Raw genomic sequence first — 25,894 nt, 5'->3', positions numbered from 1 at the left:
TCACGTCAGTCAATTTGTATATTGGTGCTTACATTGGTAAGTTTTATACAAAGATGCGACAGGCGGCGGATACCAAATAAACCATTTTAGAGGAGGGATTGGGGATGGCAGTTATCTCCATGAAACAGCTTTTAGAAGCTGGCGTACATTTCGGTCACCAAACACGTCGTTGGAACCCGAAAATGGACAAGTACATTTTCACAGAAAGAAACGGAATTTACATTATCGATCTACAAAAAACGGTTAAAAAAGTTGAGGAAGCTTACAACTTCGTTAAATCCGTATCTGAAGATAATGGTACAATCCTTTTCGTAGGAACTAAAAAACAAGCTCAAGATTCCGTTGCTGAAGAAGCAGAACGTTGCGGAATGTACTTCATCAACCAACGTTGGTTGGGTGGTACGCTTACTAACTTCCAAACGATTCAAAAACGTATTGACCGTTTGAAAACTCTTGAAAGATGGGAAGAGGACGGTACATTCGAAGTTCTACCTAAGAAAGAAGTTATCATTCTCCGTAAAGAGAAAGAGCGTCTTGAGAAATTCTTGGGCGGAATCAAAAACATGAAATCCCTGCCTAGCGCACTATTCATTATCGATCCACGTAAAGAGCGTATTGCTGTTGCAGAAGCTCGTAAATTGGGTATCCCAATCGTTGGTATCGTTGATACAAACTGTGATCCGGACGAGATCGACTACGTGATCCCAGGTAACGATGATGCGATTCGTGCAGTTAAATTGCTTACAGCGAAAATTGCTGATGCAGTAATCGAAGCACACCAAGGCGAACAAACAACAGCTTAATTTATAGGAATGGGAAAAGGGTGGTTGGAAGGTGTAACAGCCTGTCACCACCCTTTTTTTAAAGAGTTACGAGTGTTACATACTAACCAATAACGGGAGGTTTCTTTCAATGGCAGTTACAGCAGCACAAGTGAAAGAATTACGTGAAAAAACAGGCGCAGGTATGTTGGATTGCAAAAAAGCGCTTGAAGAAGCAAATGGTGATTTGACAAAAGCAGGAGAAATCCTTCGTGAGAAAGGTCTTTCCGCAGCAGCTAACAAAGCTGGACGTATTGCTACTGAAGGCGCTGTAGAATCCTACATCCATGCTGGCGGTAAAGTTGGCGTACTTGTCGAAATCAACTGTGAAACTGACTTTGTTGGTAAAACAGATCAATTCAAAGCTTTCTGCAGAGACATCGCAATGCACATCGCGGCTGCAAGCCCAACTTATGTGCGTCGTGAAGAAGTACCTACAGAAGCATTGGAAAAAGAAAAAGAAATCCTTCGCAACCAAGCTTTGAACGAAGGCAAGCCTGAGAAAATCGTTGACAAAATGGTTGAAGGCCGCATCGGTAAATACTATGAAGAGTATTGCTTGATGGAGCAATCTTTCGTTAAAGATCCAGACAAAACAATCGAGCAATTGTTGAACGAGAAAATCGCAACAATCGGTGAGAACATCTCGATCCGCCGCTTCGTACGTTTTGCTCTTGGTGAAGGCCTTGAGAAAAAACAAGAAAACTTCGCTGAAGAAGTTATGTCCCAAGTTAAACTATAATAGCTCTTTCAAAAAGATGGAACACTTGGTGTTCCTTCTTTTTTAGCCAATAAGTTTGTTTATGCATGGAAACGGAGGTTATACAAGTTGGGTCAACCTTTTTATAAAAGAATAGTGCTCAAATTGAGCGGCGAAGCTCTGGCAGGACAGCAAGGGTACGGCATTGATTCAGAAGTCATCACCTCCATCGCCCAGCAAGTGAAAGACGTTGTTGAATTGAACGTGGAAGTTGCTATCGTAGTAGGTGGCGGTAACATATGGCGTGGAATCGCCGGCAGTGAAAAAGGAATGGATCGTGCAACAGCAGACTATATGGGGATGCTTGCGACCGTCATGAATTCCTTGGCCCTGCAGGATGCCTTGGAAAATATTGATGTGCCAACAAGAGTTCAGTCCTCCATTACGATGCAGCAAGTAGCCGAACCTTATATTCGTAGAAAAGCAATTCGTCACTTGGAAAAGGCGAGAGTTGTTATTTTCGCAGCAGGCACAGGGAATCCATACTTCTCAACAGATACGACAGCAGCTTTGCGAGCAGCTGAAATTGAAGCGGAAGTCATTCTCATGGCTAAAAATAAAGTGGATGGCGTTTACTCCGCAGATCCATTCAAAGATCCAACAGCTAAGAAATTCGAAACGTTGACGTATATGGAAGTTATCAGTAATAATTTAGGTGTCATGGACTCCACCGCTTCTTCCCTATGTATGGATAACAACATCCCGTTGGTGGTGTTCAACATTACAGAAAAAGGGAATATTAAACGAGTGGTCCTTGGCGAGAAAATTGGGACTACAGTTAAAGGGAGTGTCTAATCGATGCCACAAGCAGTGAAAAAGAACGCAGAAGACCGGATGGACAAAGCCATCGGCGCACTTAAAAGAGACTTGACTACACTTCGTGCAGGTCGTGCTACGCCTTCTTTGTTGGATCGTATTCAAGTAGAATATTACGGAGCAATGACACCGGTGAATCAACTTGCGAATTTAACTACACCTGATTCACGTACTTTGCTTATTCAACCATGGGACAAAAGCTCCATGTCCTCTATAGAGAAAGCAATCATGAAGTCTGACTTAGGACTGACACCATCCAATGATGGAACTGTTATTCGTATTGTCATTCCCGCTCTAACCGAAGAGCGTCGTACGGATCTCGTTAAAATGACGAAAAAATTCGGTGAAGAAGCTAAAGTGGCGATTCGCAATATTCGCCGCGATGCGAACGATGAGATCAAAAAGCTTGAAAAAGCTGGTATCTCTGAAGATGAGTCGCGTAAACATCAGGAAGATATCCAGAAGTTTACGGATAAATTCGTAGCCGAAGTTGAAAAAGTTTTGGCTGCTAAAGAAAAAGAAATCATGGAAGTATAAGATAGATATGCCCCCGGGTAGTCGCTGGGGGTTTTTCATCTTTCCCTAGTTGGGAGGAACAACAGTGCTCAAGCGATTTAAGCAATGGTTTGGAATGAAAGATCAGCAAGCATCTACAGCTAGACCACAAATTGAATTGGACAAAGTGCCAGCGCATGTCGCTATCATTATGGACGGAAATGGCCGCTGGGCAAAACAAAGAGGCTTGCCGCGTGTAGCCGGGCACCATTCCGGCATGAAGAATGTTAAGAAAATTACGATGGCAGCTAATGAGATCGGTGTTAAAGTATTGACGATGTATGCTTTTTCAACAGAAAATTGGAAGAGACCCAAGGAAGAAGTGGAATTTCTAATGAAGCTTCCCCAAGAGTTTTTTCCTTTGGAAATTGAAGAACTAATCGAGAACAATGTCCGTATCCGTATGACAGGTTGGAAGGATGGTTTGCCTGACTATACGCTAAACGCGATAGAGGGCGCTATCGAACGGACGAAAAATAATACAGGACTCATTTTGAACTTTGCCTTAAACTATGGTGGACGTAAAGAAATGATTGCTGGTGTGCAGGATATGATTCGTGATGTTCAAAGCGGCAAACTGCAGACCGAAGAGCTGGACGAAACTCGTTTTTCATCGTATATGCTTACTTCAGATCTACCAGATCCCGATTTGTTAATTCGCACGAGCGGTGAGTTGAGACTTAGCAATTTTCTGTTGTGGCAATTGGCTTATTCAGAGCTTTGGTTTACTGAGGCTTATTGGCCGGAGTTTACAGAATCTTTATTTTTGCAGGCCATCGCGGAATACCAACGCCGTGGGAGAAGATACGGAGGACTGTAAGACATCCTTTCGATTTCTCCTAAACGGTGACGGTTGTTTAACGAATTGCTGCCGGATTTGAAGTTGTTCATCTAGGAGGATTCAACTTGAAACAAAGGATCGTCACAGGCGTTATTGCTGGGCTCGTTTTTATTACGTTATTAGTTTTAGGCGGATACTGGTATGCCGGATTAATCGTATTGCTCTCGATTCTTGGCTACCGGGAATATTTGCAGATGAATGGCTACATGAAGTATAAGTTAACAAGCGCTGTTGGATTAATTGCACTGTTGTACATAACAATACCTTGGAAATTCGTCGGAATCAGTTCTCCAATTTCTACAAGTGCGATCATCTGGTTTGCTATGTTCTTACTTTTATTTATAACGGTAGCTTCGAAAAATAAAATTACCATCGATCAGGTTTCGGTCATTTTGTTAGGCGTCGTCTATATTGCTTTTGGCTTCTATTATATGATTGCAGCACGTTTAGCGGAGCATGGCTTGTTTTGGACAATTCTTGTTTTCGTTTGTATATGGGCCTCGGATTCAGGCGCCTATTTCGTTGGTTCCAAACTGGGCAAAAACCTTCTGTGGCCGCAAATTAGCCCTAAGAAATCCATTGAAGGCGCAATAGGCGGCGTTGTCATCTCGATGATCGCGGCGTTCATATTCGCTTGGTTTGCTCCGGATTTACTCGGTTTTGGCAAAGCGCTGGGTCTTGGTTTTATTATTGCCGTTGTTGGTCAAGTAGGAGACTTGATTCAGTCTGCCTATAAGCGTGTAAAAGGAATCAAAGATACGGGAACATTACTCCCCGGTCACGGCGGTGTGCTGGATCGGATGGATAGTTGGCTAATTGTGTTTCCATTTGTTTATTTGATCGGAATAATACCTATGTAATTGTCATGGGCGAGGTGCTTAGTCATGAAACGGATTGCCATTTTAGGATCAACGGGGTCTATCGGTACACAGACCTTGGACATCATTCAACACGCACCAGAGAAATTTCAAGTTGAAGCTATATCTGGTGGATATAATACAAAATTATTGATCGAGCAAGTGAACCTGTTTAAACCGAAACTCGTCTCCGTGGCAACGAAGGAGTTGGCGCATGAGGTTCAGCTGAACGTGCCGGCAGGGACGAAGGTTGTATATGGTGAAGATGGTCTAATTGAAGTAGCCGCGGCAACTGACGCTGATTTAGTTGTTACTGCACTGGTAGGAAGTCAAGGTTTAAAACCCACACTTGCTGCCATTGATGCTGGTAAACACATCGGTCTTGCCAACAAGGAAACTTTAGTGAGTGCAGGGCACATTGTAACCGAAGCTGTACGTAAAAAAGGTGTCGCTGTACTGCCTATTGATAGTGAGCATTCTGCGATTTATCAATGTTTAAATGGCGAGAACATTGCGCAGGTTTCCAAAATTACGATAACAGCATCCGGTGGTTCTTTCCGTGATCGTACGCGCGCAGAGTTAGAAGGCGTTACAGTTGAACAAGCTCTACAGCATCCGAATTGGTCGATGGGAGCAAAGATTACAATCGATTCAGCCACGATGGTGAATAAAGGTTTTGAGGTCATCGAAGCGCACTGGTTATTCGACCTTTCCTATGATCAAATTGATGTGTTGATTCATCCGGAAAGCGTCATTCACTCCTACGTTGAGTTTGTTGACAACAGCATTATTGCTCAGCTAGGCAATCCGGACATGCGCGTGCCGATTCAATATGCCTTAACGTATCCTGACCGATTCGTGACACCGACCAAGAAGCTTGATCTGGCTGCAATTGGCAAATTGCACTTCCGCGAAATGGATTATACCAGATATCCGTGTTTGCGGATGGCATATGAGAGCGGTAGACAAGGTGGAACGACACCGACGGTTTTCAATGCTGCCAATGAGATTGCCGTAGCTCGGTTCCTCAAAGGGGAAATTACATTTTTACAAATCGAGCAAGTTATTGAAGCAGCTCTTCAGAAGCATGAGTCATATGCTAATCCTGCACTGGAGCTCATACATGAACAGGACCTGTGGGCTAGATCTTATGCGGATTCTATTCAATTTTAATGTGTTAAGAGCTTAAGTCAGTGAGTGTGGCTCGGCTCTTTTTTTCTCTGGTTGCAGGTACGTCTAATTCATTCTCCATTGCCGTATACTGTGCTAAACAGGCATAGCTTGTATTCAGCGGTTCAATAATGGTAATCTAAGAACATGCTGTCCATGAAGGAGGAAATACGACTTGTCAGCCATAGAAGTTGGATTGAAAGTTATTTTGATGTTTTTCATTCTTGTATCGATTCATGAATGGGGTCATTTTTACTTTGCAAAACGCGCAGGCATCTTAGTTAGAGAGTTTGCCATTGGTTTTGGACCCAAGATTTTCTCATATAAAAAAGGGGAAACTCGGTATACGCTTCGCTTACTGCCCATCGGTGGTTTTGTTCGTATGGCCGGAGAAGATCCGGAAATTGTTCAAGTGAATCCTGGACAAACCATTGCTATTAAATTAAATAAACAAAATGAAGTGTCCTCCCTTTTTCTCGATCAATTAGACCGACGCTCCAATGTCATTTTGGGTGTTGTGGAACATATCGATCTTGAAAGAACACTTCAAGTTTCACTCGATGTGGATGGAGAAAGAGTAACCTATCCCGTCGACCGAGAAGCGATGATGGTTACCAAGGGAGTTGAAACACAGATTGCACCGTATGATCGGCAATTCGGATCGAAAACCGTTGGTAAGCGAGCGATTGCGATTGTTATGGGACCTGTGATGAACTTTCTTTTGGCGATCGTGTTATTTCTAATCGTTGTCATCATGTCCGGTGTCTTTACGAATGTAAAGTTGGATTCTGTGCTTGCGGGTAAGGCAGGGGAGAAAGCCGGGTTGCAAAAAGGCGATATTATCATTTCGATTGATAATCAGCCGATTGGGAGTGACCGCGAGAAGTTGGTAACAACGATTCAATCATCTGCTGGGAAGCCAATGACTTGGGTTATTGACCGCGCCGGGAATCCGCTGACTCTGCAAGTAACACCAGAAACGGAAGCAGGATCAGGGAAGCTGGGTGTTGTGATCTCAGGAGACCGGAGAAGTGCTTCATTCAGTGAAGTAATAACTGGAACCTATGAGCAAGTTGTTGGGACAACAATCGGAATCGTAACGGGTCTGCAGAAGCTAGTGATGCTGCAATTTAAACTTGATGATTTAGGCGGTCCGGTTAGAACAGCTCAAGTTTCTGCCCAATTTGCACAAATGGGAATCACTGTTTTCCTCTCGTGGATGGCTACATTAAGTTTATATCTCGGGATATTTAATCTTCTGCCGATCCCTGCTTTGGATGGAAGCAGATTATTGTTTATGGGACTAGAAGCGCTTCGCGGCAAGCCAATTGATCCGAATCGTGAGAGTATGGTTCACTTTGTTGGGTTTGCGCTGCTTATGCTGCTAATGGTAGCTGTAACGTATAATGATATTTTACGTTTAATTAAGGGATAGTTCTAATGATCTAGGAGGGTTTATGTCAAACGATAAGCAGTTTGTTAAAGAGATTACACCACAGGGAGAAGATTTCTCCCGTTGGTACATAGATGTGATCAAAAAAGCGGATCTGATGAGCTACTCTCCGGTACGCGGTTGTATCGTGTTTAAGCCGGACGGCTACGAAATTTGGGAAAACATTCAACGTGAGTTGGACAGCAAATTCAAAGAAACAGGACATCGGAACGCCTATTTCCCTTTATTTATCCCAGAGAGCTTTTTCCAAAAGGAAAAAGAGCATGTAGAGGGCTTTAATCCGGAACTGCCATGGGTTACAGAAGCAGGCGGGGAGAAGCTGGAAGAACGTTTGGCGATTCGGCCTACTTCCGAAACGATGATTGGACATATGTACTCCGAATGGATCAATTCTTACCGTGATCTGCCTTTGCTGATCAATCAATGGGCGAATGTGGTTCGTTGGGAGAAACGTACGTTGCCATTCCTGCGTACAACTGAATTCCTATGGCAAGAAGGGCACACGGCACATGAGGATGAGCAGGATGCTCGCCGTGAAACGATGCAAATGTTAGACGTCTATCGTCAATTTGCAGAAGATTTCTTGGCTATTCCGGTCATTGTTGGACAGAAAACGCCTTCTGAGAAATTCGCTGGGGCGATTGATACTTTCTCGATTGAAGCGATGATGAAAGACGGAAAAGCTGTACAAGCGGGTACCTCTCACTACCTGGGTACGAATTTCGCTGTTGCTTTTGATATCAAATTCCTAGATCGCGAGAATCAGCATCAATTTGCGCACACCACATCATGGGGCGTAAGTACGCGTCTAATCGGGGCGTTGATCATGGTTCATGGAGATGACAGAGGTTTGGTTCTTCCGCCAAAAGTCGCTCCAACACAAGTTATCATGATTCCAATCGGTCCTCCAAAAACGCGGGATCAAGTTATCGCACGAGTAGACGAGTTGTACGCTGATCTTAAAAAAGCAGGTGTCCGCGTGAAAGTGGACGATCGTGCTGATCAAAGTCCAGGCTGGAAATTCAATGAATATGAAATGCGCGGCGTACCGATCCGTGTTGAATTGGGACCACGCGATATGGAGAACGGGCAGGTTGTTCTTGTCTCCCGAGTAAGTGGAGAGAAGAAAACCGTGCAACAAGCGAATTTTGTCGAAGAAGTTCAAAATTTACTTGCTGAGATTCATCAGCAGATGTATGATAAAGCCAAGCAGTTCCGTGACGAGCACTACATTGCCGTGGATTCTATTGATGAATTCAAAACTTTCCTTGAAACAAAACGTGGTTTTGCTTTAGCTGGATGGTGCGGTTCCAATGCATGCGAGGAACAAGTGAAGCAAGAAACGGGTGCGACAAGCCGTAATATTCCTTTCACACCTTCAGAAACGAAGTCAACATGTTTGGTTTGCGGCGATGCTGCGAAACATACGGTTGTATTTGGCCGCAGTTACTAATTACTACAATAAGGGCAAATGGAGGCAAGTCATCCATTGCCCTTCGTATTTTTATGGGGAGGCTGTTCATGAGTAATTTGGCGGATAAACGGAATCGCTTTGAGCTTTTGATGCAGCAAGCTGAGATTCCTGCCGATATCGTGCGATCATTTTTTACAGAAGGTTATATCGATCAAGTAGAGATTAGTCGGAAAAACCGCGACTGGACTTTTTATTTGGTGAAAAATGACTTAGTGCCTCAGAACATTTACCGCTCTTTTTGTAAAATGATTCAAGAAAAATTCGCGCAAATCGCGAAGATTCGTTTTATTTGGAAGTTTGAAGGGGCGGAGCCGGCTGCTTTGGTAGATGAATACTGGAGCTTATTTATGGAATGGCTGCAGCGCGAAGTGCCGTCCATTAATGGCTGGATGGCTAAAGCCAAATTTGAAGTGCAAGGGCAAGTCCTATCCCTCATTATGCTGGATGCGATTGGCCTGGAGCTTGCGAAGAAAAAGAATATTGATACCTTTATTCGAGACTTTTTCCATAACTATTTCCAAACGGAATTGACGGTTAAATATGCGATCAGCGATTCAGCCGATGTCGAAACGGAATATGAAAAGTTTGCCAAGCAGCGTGAGCAAAGCGAGAAGACGATTACACAAGAAATCATGATGTCGATTGACATGGAAGAAGAATCTTCTTTACCGGATGATTTGAAGCTCGTAATGGGATATGAGATCAAGGAAGTACCGACTCCGCTGAAGGATATTAAAGAAGAAGAGAAGAAAATTACTGTTCAAGGAACGGTATTTGGCTTAGAGGTTAAGGAATTAAGAAACGGCAACACGTTGTATAGTTTTAACGTAACGGATTTTACAGATTCAATGGCGATGAAAGTTTTCGCGAAAACCAAAGATGACGTGAAGATTATGAGTTTGCTTCAGAACGGAACATGGATCAGAGCCAGAGGCAAGGTTGAATATGACCGATTCATGCAAATCCCTGAGCTCGTAATGATTCCAAACGATTTGACTGAAGTGATGGCGCCAAAAGATCGCATGGATGATGCTGCTGAGAAGCGTGTTGAGTTCCACTTGCATACGACGATGAGCACGATGGATGCTTTAACGCCTATTGATCAATATGTGAAAATGGCGGCTAAATGGGGTCACAAAGCCATTGCCGTTACGGACCACAGCAATATTCAATGTTTCCCTGATGCGGGGAAAGCCGCCAAAAAACACGGGATTAAAGTGATTTATGGCGTTGAAGCTAACGTAGTCAATGACTCTGTACCAATCGTTATGAATGGCAGGGATATGGACATGAAGCAGGCGACATATGTCATTTTCGACGTCGAGACCACCGGTTTATCCGTTACGAATAACCGTATCATCGAGCTTGCTGGAGTTAAAATGCAGGATGGCAAGGAAATCGACCGTTTTGCAACGTTCATTAATCCGCATGAGAAAATCCCTTATAACATTCAGCAATTAACGAATATTACAGATGACATGGTGGTTGGAGCTCCTGATATTGAGGTGGAGCTTCCGAAGTTTATTGAATTTATCGGCGATTCCGTGCTTGTAGCTCATAACGCGCGCTTTGATATGGGTTTCCTTCAAGCCAATTTGCAGCGGATGGGTTTGCCGGAGGTTACCAACGCTGTATTAGATACATTGGAGCTGGCGAGATTTTTGTTCCCATCCATGAAGAATCACCGTTTGAATACCTTATCCGATAAATTCAAAGTTAGCTTGGATAATCATCACCGCGCGATCGATGACTCCATTGCTTTGGGATTTGTGCTCTATCATTTAATTAATGAAGCGAATGATCGACAAATAACGAGTCTTGCTAAACTAAATGATTATGTCGGCAAAGATTTGTCGAATCAACGACCTTTCCATTGCTGCATCTATGCGCTTAACGCGGTTGGCAAAAAGAACTTATTCAAACTTATCTCTTTATCCCATACGACCTATTTACAAAGAGGCGCTACGATTCCGAAGAGCGTGTTAGTCGAATTAAGAGAAGGGCTTCTCATCACTTCCGGTTGTGAAAAAGGCGAGTTTTTTGAGGCTGTTCTTAATAAAACGATTGAAGAAGCTGAACAAGTTTCAGAGTTCTATGATATTTTGGAAATCCAGCCGGTCAGCTACAATATGCATTTGGTTGAAAAAGGGCTTGTCGGCAGTGTTGAGGACCTTGAGAATGCCGTACGCCGCGTCTGTGAAATTGGTTATAAAACAGGCAAGCCGGTCATTGCGACAGGAAATGTGCACTACCTGCATCCTCGGGAGAAAGTATGCCGGGACATTACGATTAATGGGATTACTGGGTTTAGCCCGCTGAAATCGATGAAGAAGCCGGATGCTCACTTCCGCACCACCAAAGAGATGCTGGAAGAGTTTAAGTTTTTGGGCGAAGAGAAAGCCTTTGAGGTTGTTGTTCGCAGCACGAATGAACTGGCAGATCGGTTCGAAGCGATTGAGCTCTTCCCGGATAAATTGTTTACGCCAATTATTGAAGGTGCGGACGATGAAATTCGAAACACCTGTTACTCAACGGCGAAAAGTATTTATGGCGAAGAACTTCCAGAGGTGATCGTTGCCCGGTTGGAAAAAGAGCTTGTTCCAATTATTAAATTCGGTTTCTCTGCGAACTATTTGATCTCGGAACGGTTGGTTAAAAAATCGAATAAAGACGGCTACCTCGTAGGTTCAAGGGGATCTGTCGGATCTTCCGTAGTTGCCATGATGCTAGGGATTTCTGAGGTTAATCCGCTGCCTCCGCACTATATATGCGCCTCATGTCAGCACAGTGAGTGGTTCCTGGACGGCAGCGTTCCGAGTGGATTTGACCTCCCTAACAAGATATGCCCGAATTGTGGCGGTAACCTACGAGGAGACGGACATGACATTCCTTTCGAAACTTTCCTTGGATTTAAAGGGGATAAAGTTCCCGATATCGATTTGAACTTCTCGGGTGAATATCAGCCGATTGCCCATAACTACACGAAAGAAATTTTCGGTGAACGATGTGTTTTCCGTGCGGGTACCATTGGTACCGTTGCGGAGAAGACCGCCTTCGGATTTGTAAAAAAATATGAAGAAGAGCAGGGCCAGAAATGGCGGGGCGCTGAGCTGAATCGATTGGCTGCCGGTTGTACTGGGGTTAAGCGCAGCACGGGCCAGCATCCAGGGGGAATTGTTGTAGTCCCTGATTACATGGAAGTTGATGACATTACGCCAGTGCAATACCCCGCAGATGATAAGAATTCAGAATGGAAAACAACACATTTTGATTATCACGCCTTCGATGCCAATTTGCTCAAACTGGATATTCTGGGACACGACGATCCCACGATGATGAGGATGCTGCAGGATTTGACGGGCATAGATCCGACAACCATTCCGATGAATGATCCTAAGGCGATGAGTATTTTTAACTCAACAGAAGCACTTAACGTAACTCCGGACCAGATTCGTTCACCGGTTGCTACATATGGCGTTCCGGAAATGGGGACGAAATTTGTGCGTCAGATGCTTCAGGAAACGCAACCGAGCTCGTTTGCCGACTTACTGCAAATTTCCGGACTGTCTCACGGGACAGGTGTTTGGTTAGGTAACGCTCAAGAACTGATCAAAAAAGGAATTTGCAATATTAAGACCGTAATTGGATGTCGGGACGATATCATGTTATTCTTAATATATAAAGCTGGAATGGATGCGGGCTTAGCCTTTAAAATTACTGAGAGTGTACGTAAAGGTAAAGGTCTAACGGACGAATGGAAAGAAGAGATGAAGCGGTGTAATGTACCTGCTTGGTATATTGAGTCCTGTGAACGGATTGAATATATGTTTCCAAAAGCGCATGCTGCTGCTTACGTTATCTCCGCTGTTCGTACAGCATACTTCAAGGTATATCATCCAATTGCTTACTACGCCACTTACTTTAGTGTTCGTGCGGCCGACTTCGATCTCGAATTGTTGTGCCAAGGGTATGACGCGATCTTGAAACGCCTGATTGAAATTGAGGAAAAAGGGTTTCAGGCGTTACCGAAAGAAAAAGCCATGGTCTCCATCCTGGAGATGTCGCTGGAGATGACGTCTCGTGGTTTCAGCTTCAAGCCAATTGATATCTACCGTTCGCATGCTACGCGATTTACGATTGATGGCAACTCATTGATTCCTCCATTTGCCGCTTTGTCCGGGATTGGCGAGAACGCAGCGAAAAATATTGCGGCTGCCAAGGACGAAGGCGATTTCCTCTCCATCGAGGATTTCCAGAATCGTTCGAAAGCTTCCAAAACCGTGATCGAGCTATTATCGGCGATGGGATGTTTCCGAGGTATGCCGGAATCGAATCAGTTGTCACTATTCTAAATTTCATTGCATAGTGTAATAGAGAAGTTAGCTGTCAAGTGAAAATCATTAACAAGTTTGCTATTGTAATGCAAAGATTGGTTATGGTATAATTTTTATTGGCAATAATGAGGATATCATCTTGTGATTAAAGAGTGGGGAAACCCACTCTTTACATTTTGATATAGGACTTTTCGGGTTATGACTAGGGGAAAGTCAATTTAGGAGGTACATTTATCTGTGGTTACACAAGCACACATCAAATCCGTCATAGAGGACATGCTGAAGGATTTCATTGATCAAAATGGATTTGAACTCGTGGATATTGAATATGTCAAAGAGGGCAGCAATTGGTTCCTTCGTGTCTACGCTGACAAAGAAGGCGGAATTGATATAGATGATTGCGGCCGCATCAGTGAATACCTTAGTGTTCAATTGGATGAGAAGGATCCGATTGCTGATGCTTATTTCTTGGAGGTTTCTTCACCAGGGGCTGAACGCCCATTGAAGAAGACGCAAGATTATTACAAGGCCGTGAACAGTCACGTATTTGTTACGACCTATGAGCAGATCGAGGGCTCCAAGGAGTTTGAAGGATTACTGGTATCCTTTGACGAACAAGATCTCATCATTGAAATTGGCAAAAAGAAAGTTACTATTCCGTTCACTAAGGTAGCAAGCGCTCGTTTAGCTATCGTTTTTTAGTGACCGTTACTTATTGAAAGGGGGGACTCAGTTCAAATGAACACGGATTTCATCGAAGCGCTGTCGGAAATTGAACGTGAGAAGGGTATCTCTAAAGAGTTACTTATCGATGCAATTGAAGCAGCGATGATTTCAAGTTATAAGCGTAATTTCAACACCGCACAAAATGTGCGCGTAGATATCAACCGTCATACGGGTCTCATCAAGGTTTTTGCACGCAAAACCGTAACTGAGGAAGTACTCGATCCAAGATTGGAAATTTCACTCCACGCTTCGCGTGAAATTAATCCAAATTATCAACTGGATGATATCGTTGAAATCGAAGTTACGCCTCGCGATTTTGGTAGAATTGCTGCTCAAACAGCCAAACAGGTCGTAACACAGCGTATTCGTGAAGCTGAGCGAGGACTCATTTACAATGCTTTTATCGACAAAGAGGAAGATATTGTTACAGGTATTCTTCAGCGTCAAGACCAACGCAACATTTATGTTGATTTAGGTAAAGTTGAGGCTGTGCTGCCTTTAACAGAACTCATGCCAACAGACAAATTTAAGCAAGGCGATCGGATTAAAGCGTATATCACCAAAGTGGAGAATACAACTAAAGGGCCGCAAATTATTTTGTCCCGTACGCATCCCGGTTTGCTTAAACGTTTGTTTGAACTTGAAGTTCCAGAAATTTTTGACGGTGTCGTCGAAATTCGTTCGGTGGCCCGCGAAGCAGGATTCCGTTCCAAAATCGCTGTTCACTCACGCAATGCTGAGGTTGACCCGGTAGGTTCCTGTGTTGGACCCAAAGGGTTACGTGTTCAAACGATTGTCACTGAGCTGCGCGGCGAGAAAATCGACATTGTTCGTTGGATGGAAAGCGTGGAAGAGTACGTGGCCAATGCGCTAAGCCCTTCCAAAGTTCTTGAAGTTCAAATTCATGAAAATGAAAAGATGGCACGCGTCATTGTTCCAGACTATCAACTTTCATTAGCCATTGGCATCAAAGGGCAAAATGCTCGCCTAGCAGCTAAATTGACAGGCTGGAAAATCGACATTAAGAGTGAAACACAAGCGGAACAAGAATTTGGCCGAGTGAAAACTTATACAGAAGAAATGCATCAAGATTCAGTCAGTATCGATTAAGTTTTTGTTTGGAAGCAAGGGGTGATCGGAATGAAGCAGAGAAAAGTCCCTCTGAGAAAATGCGTGGCCTGCCAGGAGATGATGCCGAAGAGGGAATTGATCCGCGTCGTCAAAACGCCTGAAGATGACATTCTCATTGATCTCAAAGGGAAAAAATCCGGGCGCGGTGCCTACTTATGCGGTAAAGTTTCTTGTTTTAAATTGGCAAAGAAAAGCAAAGCCTTGGATCGAGCACTTAAGCATGCCGTAAGCGCTGATATTTATGACCAACTGGAACAAGATTTTATTCGGGTTGAAGATGAATTCCTCTCCTCCAAAGAGGAGGACTCCGAAGATGAATCCTAAATTTTTTAACCAGTTGGGTCTGGCGATGCGGGCAGGAAAGCTTGTTACCGGCGATGAAGGCGTCTTTAAAGCCATTCGTTCGGGAGAAGCCAAACTTGTCATTATGGCGGAGGATGCTTCGGCTAATACACGGAAGAAATTTCAGGATAAATGCCAATTTTATGGGGTGACTCTTATGGAAATTGGAACGAAGTATGAATTGGGCCGCAGCATTGGTAAAGAGATGCGTGTCACCATAGGTGTATTGGACGGAGGCTTCGCGCAGATGCTGCAGAAAAGTCAAGAAAATCCTGCGGAGGTGGAACATATTGACCAATAAACAACAAGATAATAAAGATAAAACCCGCGTATACGAATACGCCAAACAGCTCAATATGAGCAGTAAAGAAATTATCACCATTCTCAAACGTTTAAATATACCTGTTAACAATCATATGAGTGTAATGGAAAATGACGCGGTTAGTTCCGTGGAGAAATTTTTCCGTGATATAAAAGCTAATGCGGCTGCCAAACGAGCAGCTACGGACGGAGGAAATGTGAGTTCATCGACGACGAATCAGAATCCTGCATCGCAGGCTCCAGCACAAGAGAATAAAGGTGCAGCAACGGGGGCTTCCAAGCCTGTTGCTTCTTCAGAACAATCAGCCAACCAAACAGCTAGTGGTGCAGTGACACCTCAGCCATCGACAACGCAAGCTACACCTAGTGCGACAAGTCGCCCTTCCCAACCCCAACGTGATGGTCGCCCAAGTGGTCAAGGATCTTCGCAAGGCGGACGTCCAAGCGGTCAAGGCCAAGGTGGACAACGTACGGGTTACCAAGGCCAAGGCGGACAACGCCCAAGCGGTCAAGGGTCATCACAAGGCGGGCAACGCTCCGGCTATCAAGGATCTTCGCAAGGCGGACAACGTCCAAGTGGCCAAGGCTATCAAGGCCAAGGTCAAGGACAACGCTCTGGTGACAGACCTCCCTTCCGTTCCAACGATGGACGTCCAAGTGGTGGATCATCAGGCGGATATAACAGCCAACGTCCGAGCGGTCAAGGTTCCTACCAAGGCCAAGGCCAAGGCGGAGCTCCTCGCACGAATAGCAACTATGCGGGATCCCGTCCGAACCAAGGTGCAGGCGCATCTGCCGGTGGCGGACAAAGCGCAAACAGCGGCCGTCCGCAAGGTGGAAGTCCTAACCGCAGTACAGGACCGAATCGTCAAAACAAACCTTTTGACAACCGTAACAATAACCAAAGCGGAAGACCTGTTATTCAGGAAGCTAAACCGCAGTTCCATGTTGGAGCAACAGCAGCTGAATTGGATGATGCAGCAGCAAAGGCTGGCGTAATTACTACTAAGAAATCCAAACCAACACCTAAACGTTTTGATGATAACCGCTCTGGCGGTAACCGCGGGCCATCCGGCAACAACCGTGGCAACCAACGTGGTAACAACCGTGGCAGATATCAACAAGAAACGGTTAAGAAAGAAAAGATTGATAACACACCTAAGAAAATCATCGTTCGCGGCAGCATGACGGTTGGTGAAACAGCCAAATTGCTCCACAAAGATGCTTCTGAAGTTATCAAAAAACTGTTGTTCCTTGGAACAATGGCGACAATCAACCAAGAACTTGATTTGGACGCTATTCAATTGATTGCAACTGAATTCGGCGTTGAAGTTGAGATTAAAATTAAAGTCGAAGAAGACAACTTCGAGACGATTGAAGAAGTGGATGATGAGGCAGATCTGCTTGAGCGTCCACCGGTTGTTACAATTATGGGTCACGTTGACCATGGTAAAACAACACTTCTTGATGCTATTCGTAAAACAAGCGTTACGGAAGGCGAAGCAGGCGGAATTACGCAGCACATCGGTGCGTACCAAGTTGAAGTTAACCATAAAAAAATCACGTTCTTGGATACACCTGGTCACGAAGCATTTACAACGATGCGTGCCCGCGGTGCACAAGTAACGGATATTACGATTATTGTCGTAGCTGCAGATGACGGCGTAATGCCACAAACCGTAGAAGCGATTAGCCATGCTAAAGCGGCTGGCGTTCCAATCATTGTTGCTGTGAACAAAATTGATAAAGAAGGCGCTAATCCTGACCAAATCAAACAGGCTCTTACAGCTTATGAATTGGTTCCGGAGGAGTGGGGCGGCGATACCATTTTCTGCGAAATTTCCGCGAAACAACGTATCGGACTTGAGAATCTCTTAGAGATGATCCTGCTCGTAGCGGAAGTACAAGAGTACAAAGCTAACCCGAACAAACGTGCAAGAGGAACAGTTATTGAAGCTGAGTTGGATAAAGGAAGAGGCCCAGTGGCTCGTGTCCTGATTCAACATGGTACGCTTAAAGTGGGAGATAGCTTCGTTGCTGGCGTTCACTTCGGCCGTATCAGAGCGATGGTGAATGATAAGGGCAAACGCTTGAAAGAAGCAGGCCCTTCTACGCCAGTCGAAATCACGGGTCTAACCGATGTTCCTCAAGCTGGAGATCCATTCTTGGTGTATGAAGATGAGCGTAAAGCGAGAGATATCGCGGATCGTCGTTCCATCGCACTGCGTCAATCCGAAATGACGGCAAATTCACGCGTGACATTGGATGATCTCTTCAAGCATATCAAAGATGGCGAAATCAAGGATTTGAATGTCATTATCAAAGGTGACGTTCAAGGATCTGTTGAAGCGCTGAAAAGCTCGCTTGAGAAGATCGAAGTGGAAGGCGTTCGCGTCAAAATCCTGCATAACGGTGTAGGGGCGATTACGGAGTCTGATATTATTCTTGCTTCGGCATCTAATGCGATCATTATCGGGTTCAACGTTCGTCCAGAGCCTGCTGCCAAATCAACAGCAGAACAAGAGAAAGTTGATATTCGTCTGCATAATATCATTTACAACGTTATTGAAGAAATCGAGCAAGCGATGAAAGGCATGCTGGATCCTGTCTTCAAAGAAGTTGTTCTTGGTCAAGCTGAAGTACGTAACGTATTCAAAATTACGGGTTCAGGAACAATTGCCGGCTGTATGGTCATTTCGGGTAAAATTGCTCGTAATGCTCAAACTCGCTTGATCCGCAGCGGTATTGTCGTTCATGAAGGCAAAATTGATTCCTTGAAACGATTTAAAGATGACCAAAAAGAAGTAGCACAAGGTTATGAATGTGGTATATCTCTGGAGCGTTATCATGATATTAAAGAGGGCGACATTATTGAAGCCTTCATCATGGAGTCCGTTGAGAGGTGATAACAAATGGCTAGAGTGCGTGTAGGTCGAGTAAGCGAGCAAATCAAGAAAGAATTGAGTCAAATCGTTCAATCCGAGTTAAAAGATCCGCGAATTGGTTTCCTAACCGTTACGGGTGTTGAAGTAACAAATGATCTTTCCTTAGCGCGTGTGTTTCTAAGCGTGATGGGTACGGATGAACAGAAAGAGGCCACACTAAAGGCTCTTTCTGCAGGTTCCGGTTACATCCGTTCTGAGCTTGGCAAACGAATTCGGTTACGGAAAATCCCGGAATTACAGTTCAAATTCGATGCGTCTATCGATTATGGCAGTCATATCGAGAACTTGTTTCATAAGCTAAACCAGGAAGGAAATACAAGTGTATGAGTAATGGAATGATGCATGCCACCGAATACAGCCAGCAGCTGGAAACAGCAGCTAAGTTTATCGAGCAGCATGATGATTTCCTGGTGGTATCTCACATCCAGCCGGATGGGGATGCCGCCAGCTCTACATACGCGATGGGTTGGCTTCTGGATCAGCTAGGAAAGACCTTTACCATGATCAACGAAGGTCCTATGCCTTCTAAATTCTCCTATCTATGGGGAAGCGATCAGGTAATTGATTTTAGCAAAGAAGTACCGAGTAGACGTTACAAGACCATAATAAGTGTTGATTGTGCTGATTTCTCCAGAATAGGTAGGGTCAGCACTCTTTTTGATGAACAAGCTAAGCTGCTCAATGTTGATCATCATCCGACCAATGATAGATTTGGTTCGTGTCATTTGATTAAACATGATGCGGCCGCGACTGTTCAAATCTTGTATGATTTAGCCATACATATGAACATGAGTTTGAACTTGGCCATGGGTGACTGCATCTACACGGGTTTGCTTACGGATACAGGCGGTTTTCGTTATTCGAATACTTCACCGGAAGTTATGCAAATTGGAGCGTCTCTACTTGCTTTGGGTGTGCAGGGCTCCGAAATTGCCGAGCAAGTTTTGGAGAGAGTGACCTATTCGCAAATCGTTCTTCTTCAAAAGGCGTTATCTACCCTTTCGTTTGCCCATGACCGCAAACTGGCGTGGCTCGCAGTCTCTTTAGCTGATTTGGAGTCTACTGGGGCTTCCAGCGAAGATTTAGATGGACTGGTGAACTATCCTCGTAACGTGGAAGGCGTCGAAGTGGGTATGCTATTTAAGGAGAAAGCGCCTGGGGTAATTAAAGTAAGTCTTCGCTCCTCAGGACTTGTCGACGTTGCAGCGATCGCTCAATCCCTTGGCGGAGGCGGTCATGTGCGTGCATCAGGCTGCACAATCCAAGGATCAATTGAAGAAGCGGTAGCAAGAATGGTTCAGGAAGTAGGGAACAAGCTGATATGACGCTAGAAGGCATCTTGCCTGTTTGGAAACCGGAAGGCTTCACATCACATGATGTAGTAGCCAAAGTTAGAGGTATACTTGGAATAAGACGTATTGGCCACACCGGAACGTTAGATCCGCAAGTGACAGGGGTTCTGCCGCTTTGCATTGGTCGAGCCACCCGGATGGTTGAATATATACAGGACTTGCCGAAGGAATATGAAGCCGTTCTTCGAATTGGCCTTTCAACAGATACTGAAGATATGACTGGCAATGTGCTCGAAGAAGTTTCTCTCGTACAATTGGACGAAACGGTTGTTCGCGAGGCTTTGCTTCGCTTTGTAGGAGAAATCGAACAGATTCCTCCTATGTTCTCGGCAGTAAAGATCGATGGGAAACGGCTGTATGAGCTGGCCCGCGAAGGCAAGGAAGTCGAGCGCAAATCTCGCAAAGTAACGATCCATCAATTAGACATACTTCGTATGGATTTGCAGCAAAAACATCCGGAAATACATTTCCGTGTTTCTTGCTCGAAAGGAACCTATATTCGAACACTTTGTGTTGATATTGGGAAAGCTTTAGGGTATCCTGCGGTTATGAGCAGCTTGATCAGGACTTCCACAGGCAATATCCGTCAGGAACAGTGTCTTACCTTTGAGCAAATCAAAGAATTGAAAGATCAAGGTATGTTACAGGAGCGTATGATTCCTATGGATCAGGCGATCTCTCATATACCTTCGGTTGAGCTTTCCGACCAAGAAGCCACTCATGCGCAGCAAGGAAAACGCATTTCTGTGGCTAAAAGTCGCATTACAGGTGCAGCGGCGGGTTCTCCAACCTTGCTTCGTGCTTATTCTCCGGATAAAAGGTTCCTAGGGCTTTATGAATGGAAAAGCGCTGGCCAAATCCTGATCCCTTCAAAAGTATTTCTTTAACCCATTACAAGCAGGGACAGGTTGAAATGGATAGGTGAATTGAACTTATATGCAAATAATACCAATATCATATCCCATTGATTTTGATACTCCGAGCGTTTTTGTCGGAGAGCAGGTAGTAGCTATAGGTGATTTTGATGGTGTTCATCTTGGACACCGAGAGGTCATTGGACGAGCTTTGCTTACTGCTAAAAAGCTGAATCTTCCGACAGCCATCATGACTTTCCACCCGCATCCTAGATCGGTAATGGGGCAGGATAAATACATTGATCTTTTGACGCCGATGAAAGAGAAGATGGAGATATTTGCCTCGCTGGGCGTCAATCATACTTATATTGTGACCTTCGACGCTTCGCTAATGCGATTGTCACCGGAACTATTCGTGGATCAAGTCTTGGATCGGCTAGGTGTGAACAGCGTCATTTGCGGTTTTGATTTTACTTTCGGCTATCAAGGCAAAGGCAACCCGGATTCGCTTTGCGAATTGAGTCACGGGAAATTTTCTGTAGAAGTGGTGAGACCTTTTCAAATGGACGGCGAAAAAGTTAGTTCTACACTCATTCGTGAATCGTTGCAACAAGGGGATATTGACACAGTTACTAGACTTCTTGGCCGTCCCTACAGCATTAGCGGCATCGTGATAGATGGAGAGAAGCGAGGAAGACAACTAGGGTTTCCAACAGCTAATCTTCAATTGGACGAGACCTATGTTGTTCCTACAAATGGTGTGTATGCGATTAAAGCTTCAATCAAAGGGGAAACCTATAAAGGCGTCATGAACATAGGCGTAAAGCCGACTTTTGCTACTGGAGAGTTGAAGCCATCTTTTGAAGCTCATTTATTTGACTTTTCCGAGCAAATTTATGGCGAACAAATGAAGGTTGAACTCATTGCTTTCCTTCGTCCCGAGCGTAAATTCTCGTCTATTGACGAGCTGATTACGCAGATCAAGGTGGATGCGGAAGCTGCAAAAAATAAATTAGAATAGATCCTACCGAATCAAACATTTACTTCTACTATGAGATTATGGTATACTGATTAACGTTGCCCAAAGGACAATTCCCTTGGCATGAACCTAAGCTTGGATAGACGCTATCATCGGCGATTTCTAGGCTTATGGGGATACAATAGAATTTAGGAGATGAACAATCATGGCATTAACACAAGAGCGCAAAACACAACTGATTCAAACTCACAAGGTACACGATACCGACACAGGTTCACCTGAGGTACAAGTAGCAATCCTTACTGAGAACATTGTAAACCTTACGAACCACCTTCGTACACACAAGAAAGATCACCACTCCCGTCGTGGTTTGCTTAAAATGGTTGGACAACGCCGTAAGCTTCTTGCTTACGTGAAGAACAAAGATGTAAGCCGTTATAGTGCTTTGATCGAGAAGCTTGGTTTGCGTCGATAAAACCGACAATGAGAAGCAACCTGTTGCTCCTTTGCTGGGCTTGATAAAGCTTGCGCAGAGAGTGGCAACGAGGTTGCTTTTTCTTGTATTTTTAAAACGGAAAAAGAAGGAAATACTAGACACTACGCAGAATTAGAGGATGACTCAGGTGCTAGGCAGGTTTTTGGATACATACGGAGTCAAAGGTTTGAGGTATTAACCTCCTTTTCTGTGAATGCGTATCAAGACACATAATAAATAAGAAATTTCCTTAGGAGGATTTTATGGAGAAAAGGGTACAAATGGAACTTGGCGGTAAACCGTTCATTCTTGAAACGGGCCGACTTGCCAAACAAGCCAATGCAGCAGTTACCGTTCGCTATGGTGACACGGTTGTGCTAAGTACAGTTACAGCATCCAGCGGACCGAAAGACCTGGATTTTTTCCCGTTGACTGTCAATTATGAAGAAAGACTATATTCCGTAGGTAAGATTCCAGGCGGATTTATTAAGCGTGAAGGTCGCCCGAGTGAAAAGGCAATTCTTGCTAGCCGTTTGACGGATCGTCCGATTCGTCCGCTTTTCCCGGAAGGCTTCCGTAACGATGTTCAAATCGTGTCCATGGTGATGAGCGTGGATCAAGAGTGTCCACCGGAAATCGCGGCAATGATCGGTACTTCCGCAGCGCTGGCAATTTCGGATGTTCCTTTCAACGGTCCTGTTGGTGGTGTCATTGTTGGACGTGTGGATGGTCAATTCGTAATCAACCCAACGGGTGAAATTGCGGAGAAAAGTGATCTTCATTTAACTGTTGCAGGAACAAAAGACGCAATCATGATGGTTGAAGCAGGCGCCAACGAAGTATCCGAGGACGTCGTGCTCGAAGCGATCATGTACGGTCATGATGAAATCCGCAAAATTGTTGCTGTTATTGAAGAATTGGTTGAAATCGCAGGCAAGCCGAAAATGGAAGTGAAACTCCATGCGGTTGATGCTGATGTAAGCAAAGCCGTTCGTGACTTCGCGCAGGCTAGATTAGTCGATGCCATCAAAATCTCCGAAAAACATGCAAGACAAGAAGCAATTGACGTTGTGAACGCTGAAGCGGTAGAACATTTTACAGCTTTGTATGCGGAAACACCTGAGTTGTTAGGCGATGTGAAAGAAACTCTTTATGATATCGTCAAAGAAGAAGTTCGCCGTTTGATTACGCATGATAAAGTTAGACCGGATGGACGTAAATTGGAAGAAATTCGCGCGATTGATTGCGATATTGACTTGCTGCCGCGTACGCACGGATCAGGCTTGTTCACACGTGGACAAACGCAAGCATTAAGTGTTTGTACATTGGGCGCATTAGGCGATGTTCAAATTCTAGACGGCTTGGATCTGACAGAAACGAAACGCTTCATGCATCACTATAATTTCCCTCCGTTCTCCGTAGGTGAAGCAAGACCGCTTCGTCCGCCGGGTCGTCGTGAAATTGGACATGGTGCGCTTGGGGAGAGAGCTTTAGAGCCGATCATTCCTAACGAAACCGATTTCCCTTACACGATTCGTCTTGTATCTGAGGTCCTTGAATCCAACGGATCCACATCCCAAGCGAGTATTTGCGCAAGTACATTAGCGCTTATGGACGCTGGGGTTCCAATTAAAGCACCGGTTGCTGGTATTGCGATGGGTCTGATTAAAGACGGAGACCATTTCTCCATTTTGTCCGATATTCAAGGGATGGAAGATCATCTTGGCGATATGGACTTCAAGGTTGCGGGTACAGCTGAAGGGATTACAGCGCTTCAAATGGATATCAAAATCGATGGTATCGATCGCAGCATCCTGCAGCAGTCTTTGCAGCAAGCCAAAGAAGGCCGTTTGCACATTTTAGGCAAAATGGTTTCACGCATTTCGGAACCGAAGAAAACTCTTTCCGAATATGCGCCGAAAATCTTGACCATGAACATCAATCCTGACAAAATCCGTGATGTCATCGGAGCAGGCGGTAAAATCATCAACAAGATTATCGAAGAAACTGGCGTGAAAATTGATATCGAGCAAGATGGCCGTGTGTTCATTGCTTCCTCGAATCAAGCCATGAACGAAAAAGCACGTTCCATTATTGAAGGTATTGTGCGTGAGGTTATCGTCGGTGAAACGTATCTTGGTACTGTAAAACGCGTTGAGAAATTCGGAGCTTTCGTTGAGATCCTGCCAGGTAAAGAAGGTCTGGTTCATATTTCTCAAATCTCCACAGAGCGCGTCGCGAAAGTGGAAGATGTCGTTAACGTTGGCGATCAAATCACTGTCAAAGTAACGGAAATTGACCAGCAAGGAAGAGTAAACCTTTCTCGCAAAGCTACATTAACTTCGCAAGTCCCGGCTCAAACCTAGAGCCGAGTGACTTGTGAAGTCCCTTTTTCATAGATGAAGTTATGGATAAAGAGTCAGATGAATCTGTCTCTTTTTTGCTATTTCATAAGACAGGACATGCCCGGTTCTACTCTTGTCCCTTTCTGCATACACTCAGGACATGAGGAGAAGGGGGACCGGTCTATGCGCTACAAGAAATGGCTTCTACTTGGAAGTTTTTTTGCTATGATTATGCTTGCCTTAGATACTATCCCTAATGTGGGTGCTTATATTCAGTCCGTGAAAAGTGGACAAAGTCCCTATGTATTCGGGACCGATTGGGAGGACGAAGAAGCGCTTCCGGTTTTTGCAATGGAGCCGGCTGCTGGTCCAATTCAATCGACTCCGTCTAAAAGCAATAATTTATTAGATACAATTACACAAGAGGCGGAAAAACGTAGAATTGCTCCGATCAATGCGAAATTAGATTCAGTGTGGAAAGCAATTCCTGGTTATAACGGTCTCGAAGTCGATATTCCTGAAACGCTTAAACTAGCTCAGCACAAGTTGACACCCGGCAAAATCAATTACATCATGAAAGAAGTTCCTCCTAGTATCCAGTTGGATGATCTGGGACCAAACCCCATCTATAAAGGCAATCCCAAAAAGCCTATGGTCTCATTTATGATCAATGTTGCTTGGGGGAATGAGTATTTGCCGAGCATTTTGGAGACGCTGCGCAAAGAAAACGTTCACGCTACATTTTTCCTCGATGGCTCTTGGTTGAATAAAAATGTTGAGATGGCGAAAACGATCCAGAATGCAGGTCATGAATTGTCCAATCATGCTTATTCCCATAAGGATATGAGGAACGTCAGCCGAAGTAAGGCTGTGGAGGAAATCTCCAAAACGGAGCAGTTGCTGAAGCAGCAGTTAGGCGTGAATAACACACTATTTGCCCCGCCTTCGGGGTATTTTAACCAAGAAACGGTTCAGGTAGCGGCCGAGTTTAAACTAAAGACGGTATTATGGACTTTTGATACGATTGATTGGAAAAATCCCGGAGCAGATCGCATTCTGCAGCGGCTTTCCACCAGTGTTGAGCCAGGCACGCTTATTCTGATGCATCCAACGCCTTCTTCCAGAGACGCACTGCCAGGGATGATCCGAATGATTAAAAATAAGGGATTAACCATGGGTACGGTAACGGAATTGCTTTCCTCCAAACGGGTCGAAGATCCGAACCAAATAGTCAACTGAGTGGCGGCCAACTTGCAAAGTTGAGTCGCTCGCACATTTTTGTTAGACTGAGGAAGTATAATTTGGAAATGGGACTTTACGGGCTTCATTTTGAGGAGGAAACG

The 25,894-nt window shown here is 44.6% G+C and carries 22 protein-coding genes; all 22 read left to right on the top strand.

Features of this window, described 5'->3' with window-relative positions:
• The first annotated feature begins 104 nt into the window (after nucleotides 1–104).
• The 22 genes from rpsB (at nucleotide 105) to PCH02S_RS05930 (ending at nucleotide 25,790) form a co-directional block, all read left to right on the top strand.
• Nucleotides 105–803: a 30S ribosomal protein S2 gene (gene rpsB / locus PCH02S_RS06035; protein WP_127451023.1), complete on the top strand. Its 699-nt coding sequence runs from the start codon at nucleotides 105–107 to the stop codon at nucleotides 801–803.
• Between the two features lie 109 nt (nucleotides 804–912).
• Nucleotides 913–1,563, top strand: coding sequence for a translation elongation factor Ts (gene tsf, locus PCH02S_RS06030; RefSeq protein ID WP_127451022.1), 651 nt, complete (start codon nucleotides 913–915; stop codon nucleotides 1,561–1,563).
• Nucleotides 1,564–1,650: 87 nt separating this feature from the next.
• On the top strand, nucleotides 1,651–2,376 hold the full coding sequence (gene pyrH, locus PCH02S_RS06025; RefSeq protein WP_127451020.1) for a UMP kinase: 726 nt from the start codon (nucleotides 1,651–1,653) through the stop codon (nucleotides 2,374–2,376).
• A gap of 3 nt (nucleotides 2,377–2,379) precedes the next feature.
• A complete protein-coding gene (gene frr / locus PCH02S_RS06020) occupies nucleotides 2,380–2,934 on the top strand; it encodes a ribosome recycling factor (RefSeq protein WP_127451018.1) in 555 nt (184 codons plus the stop codon).
• A 94-nt stretch (nucleotides 2,935–3,028) separates the two neighbouring features.
• Entirely contained in the window at nucleotides 3,029–3,772 is a 744-nt protein-coding gene (locus PCH02S_RS06015; protein WP_127451166.1) for an isoprenyl transferase, read from the top strand.
• An 86-nt stretch (nucleotides 3,773–3,858) separates the two neighbouring features.
• Nucleotides 3,859–4,653 (top strand): phosphatidate cytidylyltransferase, encoded by a 795-nt coding sequence (locus PCH02S_RS06010; protein ID WP_127451016.1) that lies wholly within the window; start codon nucleotides 3,859–3,861, stop codon nucleotides 4,651–4,653.
• A gap of 24 nt (nucleotides 4,654–4,677) precedes the next feature.
• Nucleotides 4,678–5,823 carry a 1-deoxy-D-xylulose-5-phosphate reductoisomerase gene (locus tag PCH02S_RS06005; protein WP_127451014.1) on the top strand — a complete coding sequence of 382 codons (1,146 nt, stop codon included), beginning with the start codon at nucleotides 4,678–4,680 and terminating at the stop codon, nucleotides 5,821–5,823.
• Between the two features lie 172 nt (nucleotides 5,824–5,995).
• Entirely contained in the window at nucleotides 5,996–7,255 is a 1,260-nt protein-coding gene (rseP, locus tag PCH02S_RS06000) for an RIP metalloprotease RseP (RefSeq protein WP_127451012.1), read from the top strand.
• A 22-nt stretch (nucleotides 7,256–7,277) separates the two neighbouring features.
• A complete protein-coding gene (gene proS, locus PCH02S_RS05995; RefSeq protein WP_127451010.1) occupies nucleotides 7,278–8,726 on the top strand; it encodes a proline--tRNA ligase in 1,449 nt (482 codons plus the stop codon).
• A 68-nt stretch (nucleotides 8,727–8,794) separates the two neighbouring features.
• Nucleotides 8,795–13,099, top strand: coding sequence for a PolC-type DNA polymerase III (locus PCH02S_RS05990; RefSeq protein WP_127451008.1), 4,305 nt, complete (start codon nucleotides 8,795–8,797; stop codon nucleotides 13,097–13,099).
• 219 nt (nucleotides 13,100–13,318) lie between these two features.
• Nucleotides 13,319–13,783 carry a ribosome maturation factor RimP gene (gene rimP / locus PCH02S_RS05985; protein ID WP_268597386.1) on the top strand — a complete coding sequence of 155 codons (465 nt, stop codon included), beginning with the start codon at nucleotides 13,319–13,321 and terminating at the stop codon, nucleotides 13,781–13,783.
• Nucleotides 13,784–13,819: 36 nt separating this feature from the next.
• Nucleotides 13,820–14,917: a transcription termination factor NusA gene (gene nusA, locus PCH02S_RS05980; RefSeq protein WP_127451006.1), complete on the top strand. Its 1,098-nt coding sequence runs from the start codon at nucleotides 13,820–13,822 to the stop codon at nucleotides 14,915–14,917.
• A 30-nt stretch (nucleotides 14,918–14,947) separates the two neighbouring features.
• Nucleotides 14,948–15,262, top strand: coding sequence for an RNase P modulator RnpM (gene rnpM / locus PCH02S_RS05975; RefSeq protein WP_127451004.1), 315 nt, complete (start codon nucleotides 14,948–14,950; stop codon nucleotides 15,260–15,262).
• On the top strand, nucleotides 15,252–15,581 hold the full coding sequence (locus PCH02S_RS05970; RefSeq protein ID WP_157321181.1) for a L7Ae/L30e/S12e/Gadd45 family ribosomal protein: 330 nt from the start codon (nucleotides 15,252–15,254) through the stop codon (nucleotides 15,579–15,581). The genes rnpM and PCH02S_RS05970 overlap by 11 nt, the downstream gene beginning before the upstream one ends.
• A gap of 55 nt (nucleotides 15,582–15,636) precedes the next feature.
• On the top strand, nucleotides 15,637–18,507 hold the full coding sequence (gene infB, locus PCH02S_RS05965) for a translation initiation factor IF-2 (RefSeq protein ID WP_407670033.1): 2,871 nt from the start codon (nucleotides 15,637–15,639) through the stop codon (nucleotides 18,505–18,507).
• Between the two features lie 6 nt (nucleotides 18,508–18,513).
• Complete coding sequence (rbfA, locus tag PCH02S_RS05960; protein WP_127450998.1) at nucleotides 18,514–18,873, top strand: 30S ribosome-binding factor RbfA; 360 nt, start codon at nucleotides 18,514–18,516, stop codon at nucleotides 18,871–18,873.
• Nucleotides 18,870–19,871, top strand: a complete 1,002-nt coding sequence (locus PCH02S_RS05955; RefSeq protein ID WP_246068965.1) for a DHH family phosphoesterase — start codon at nucleotides 18,870–18,872, stop codon at nucleotides 19,869–19,871. Before rbfA ends, PCH02S_RS05955 begins: the two co-directional genes overlap by 4 nt.
• Nucleotides 19,868–20,785: a tRNA pseudouridine(55) synthase TruB gene (truB, locus tag PCH02S_RS05950; RefSeq protein ID WP_127450996.1), complete on the top strand. Its 918-nt coding sequence runs from the start codon at nucleotides 19,868–19,870 to the stop codon at nucleotides 20,783–20,785. The genes PCH02S_RS05955 and truB overlap by 4 nt, the downstream gene beginning before the upstream one ends.
• Nucleotides 20,786–20,834: 49 nt before the next feature.
• On the top strand, nucleotides 20,835–21,773 hold the full coding sequence (locus PCH02S_RS05945) for a bifunctional riboflavin kinase/FAD synthetase (protein ID WP_127450994.1): 939 nt from the start codon (nucleotides 20,835–20,837) through the stop codon (nucleotides 21,771–21,773).
• A 163-nt stretch (nucleotides 21,774–21,936) separates the two neighbouring features.
• On the top strand, nucleotides 21,937–22,206 hold the full coding sequence (gene rpsO / locus PCH02S_RS05940) for a 30S ribosomal protein S15 (protein ID WP_029195252.1): 270 nt from the start codon (nucleotides 21,937–21,939) through the stop codon (nucleotides 22,204–22,206).
• Between the two features lie 263 nt (nucleotides 22,207–22,469).
• Nucleotides 22,470–24,572 (top strand): polyribonucleotide nucleotidyltransferase, encoded by a 2,103-nt coding sequence (gene pnp / locus PCH02S_RS05935; protein WP_127450992.1) that lies wholly within the window; start codon nucleotides 22,470–22,472, stop codon nucleotides 24,570–24,572.
• Between the two features lie 162 nt (nucleotides 24,573–24,734).
• Nucleotides 24,735–25,790, top strand: coding sequence for a polysaccharide deacetylase family protein (locus PCH02S_RS05930; RefSeq protein WP_246068964.1), 1,056 nt, complete (start codon nucleotides 24,735–24,737; stop codon nucleotides 25,788–25,790).
• Nucleotides 25,791–25,894 lie beyond the last annotated feature (104 nt).

This window comes from Paenibacillus chondroitinus NBRC 15376 (assembly GCF_004000765.1).
Classification (GTDB): Bacteria; Bacillota; Bacilli; order Paenibacillales; family NBRC-103111; genus Paenibacillus_E; species Paenibacillus_E chondroitinus.
Note: the sequence above shows the minus strand (reverse complement) of the source record. Positions and strands in the feature narration are given on the sequence as shown.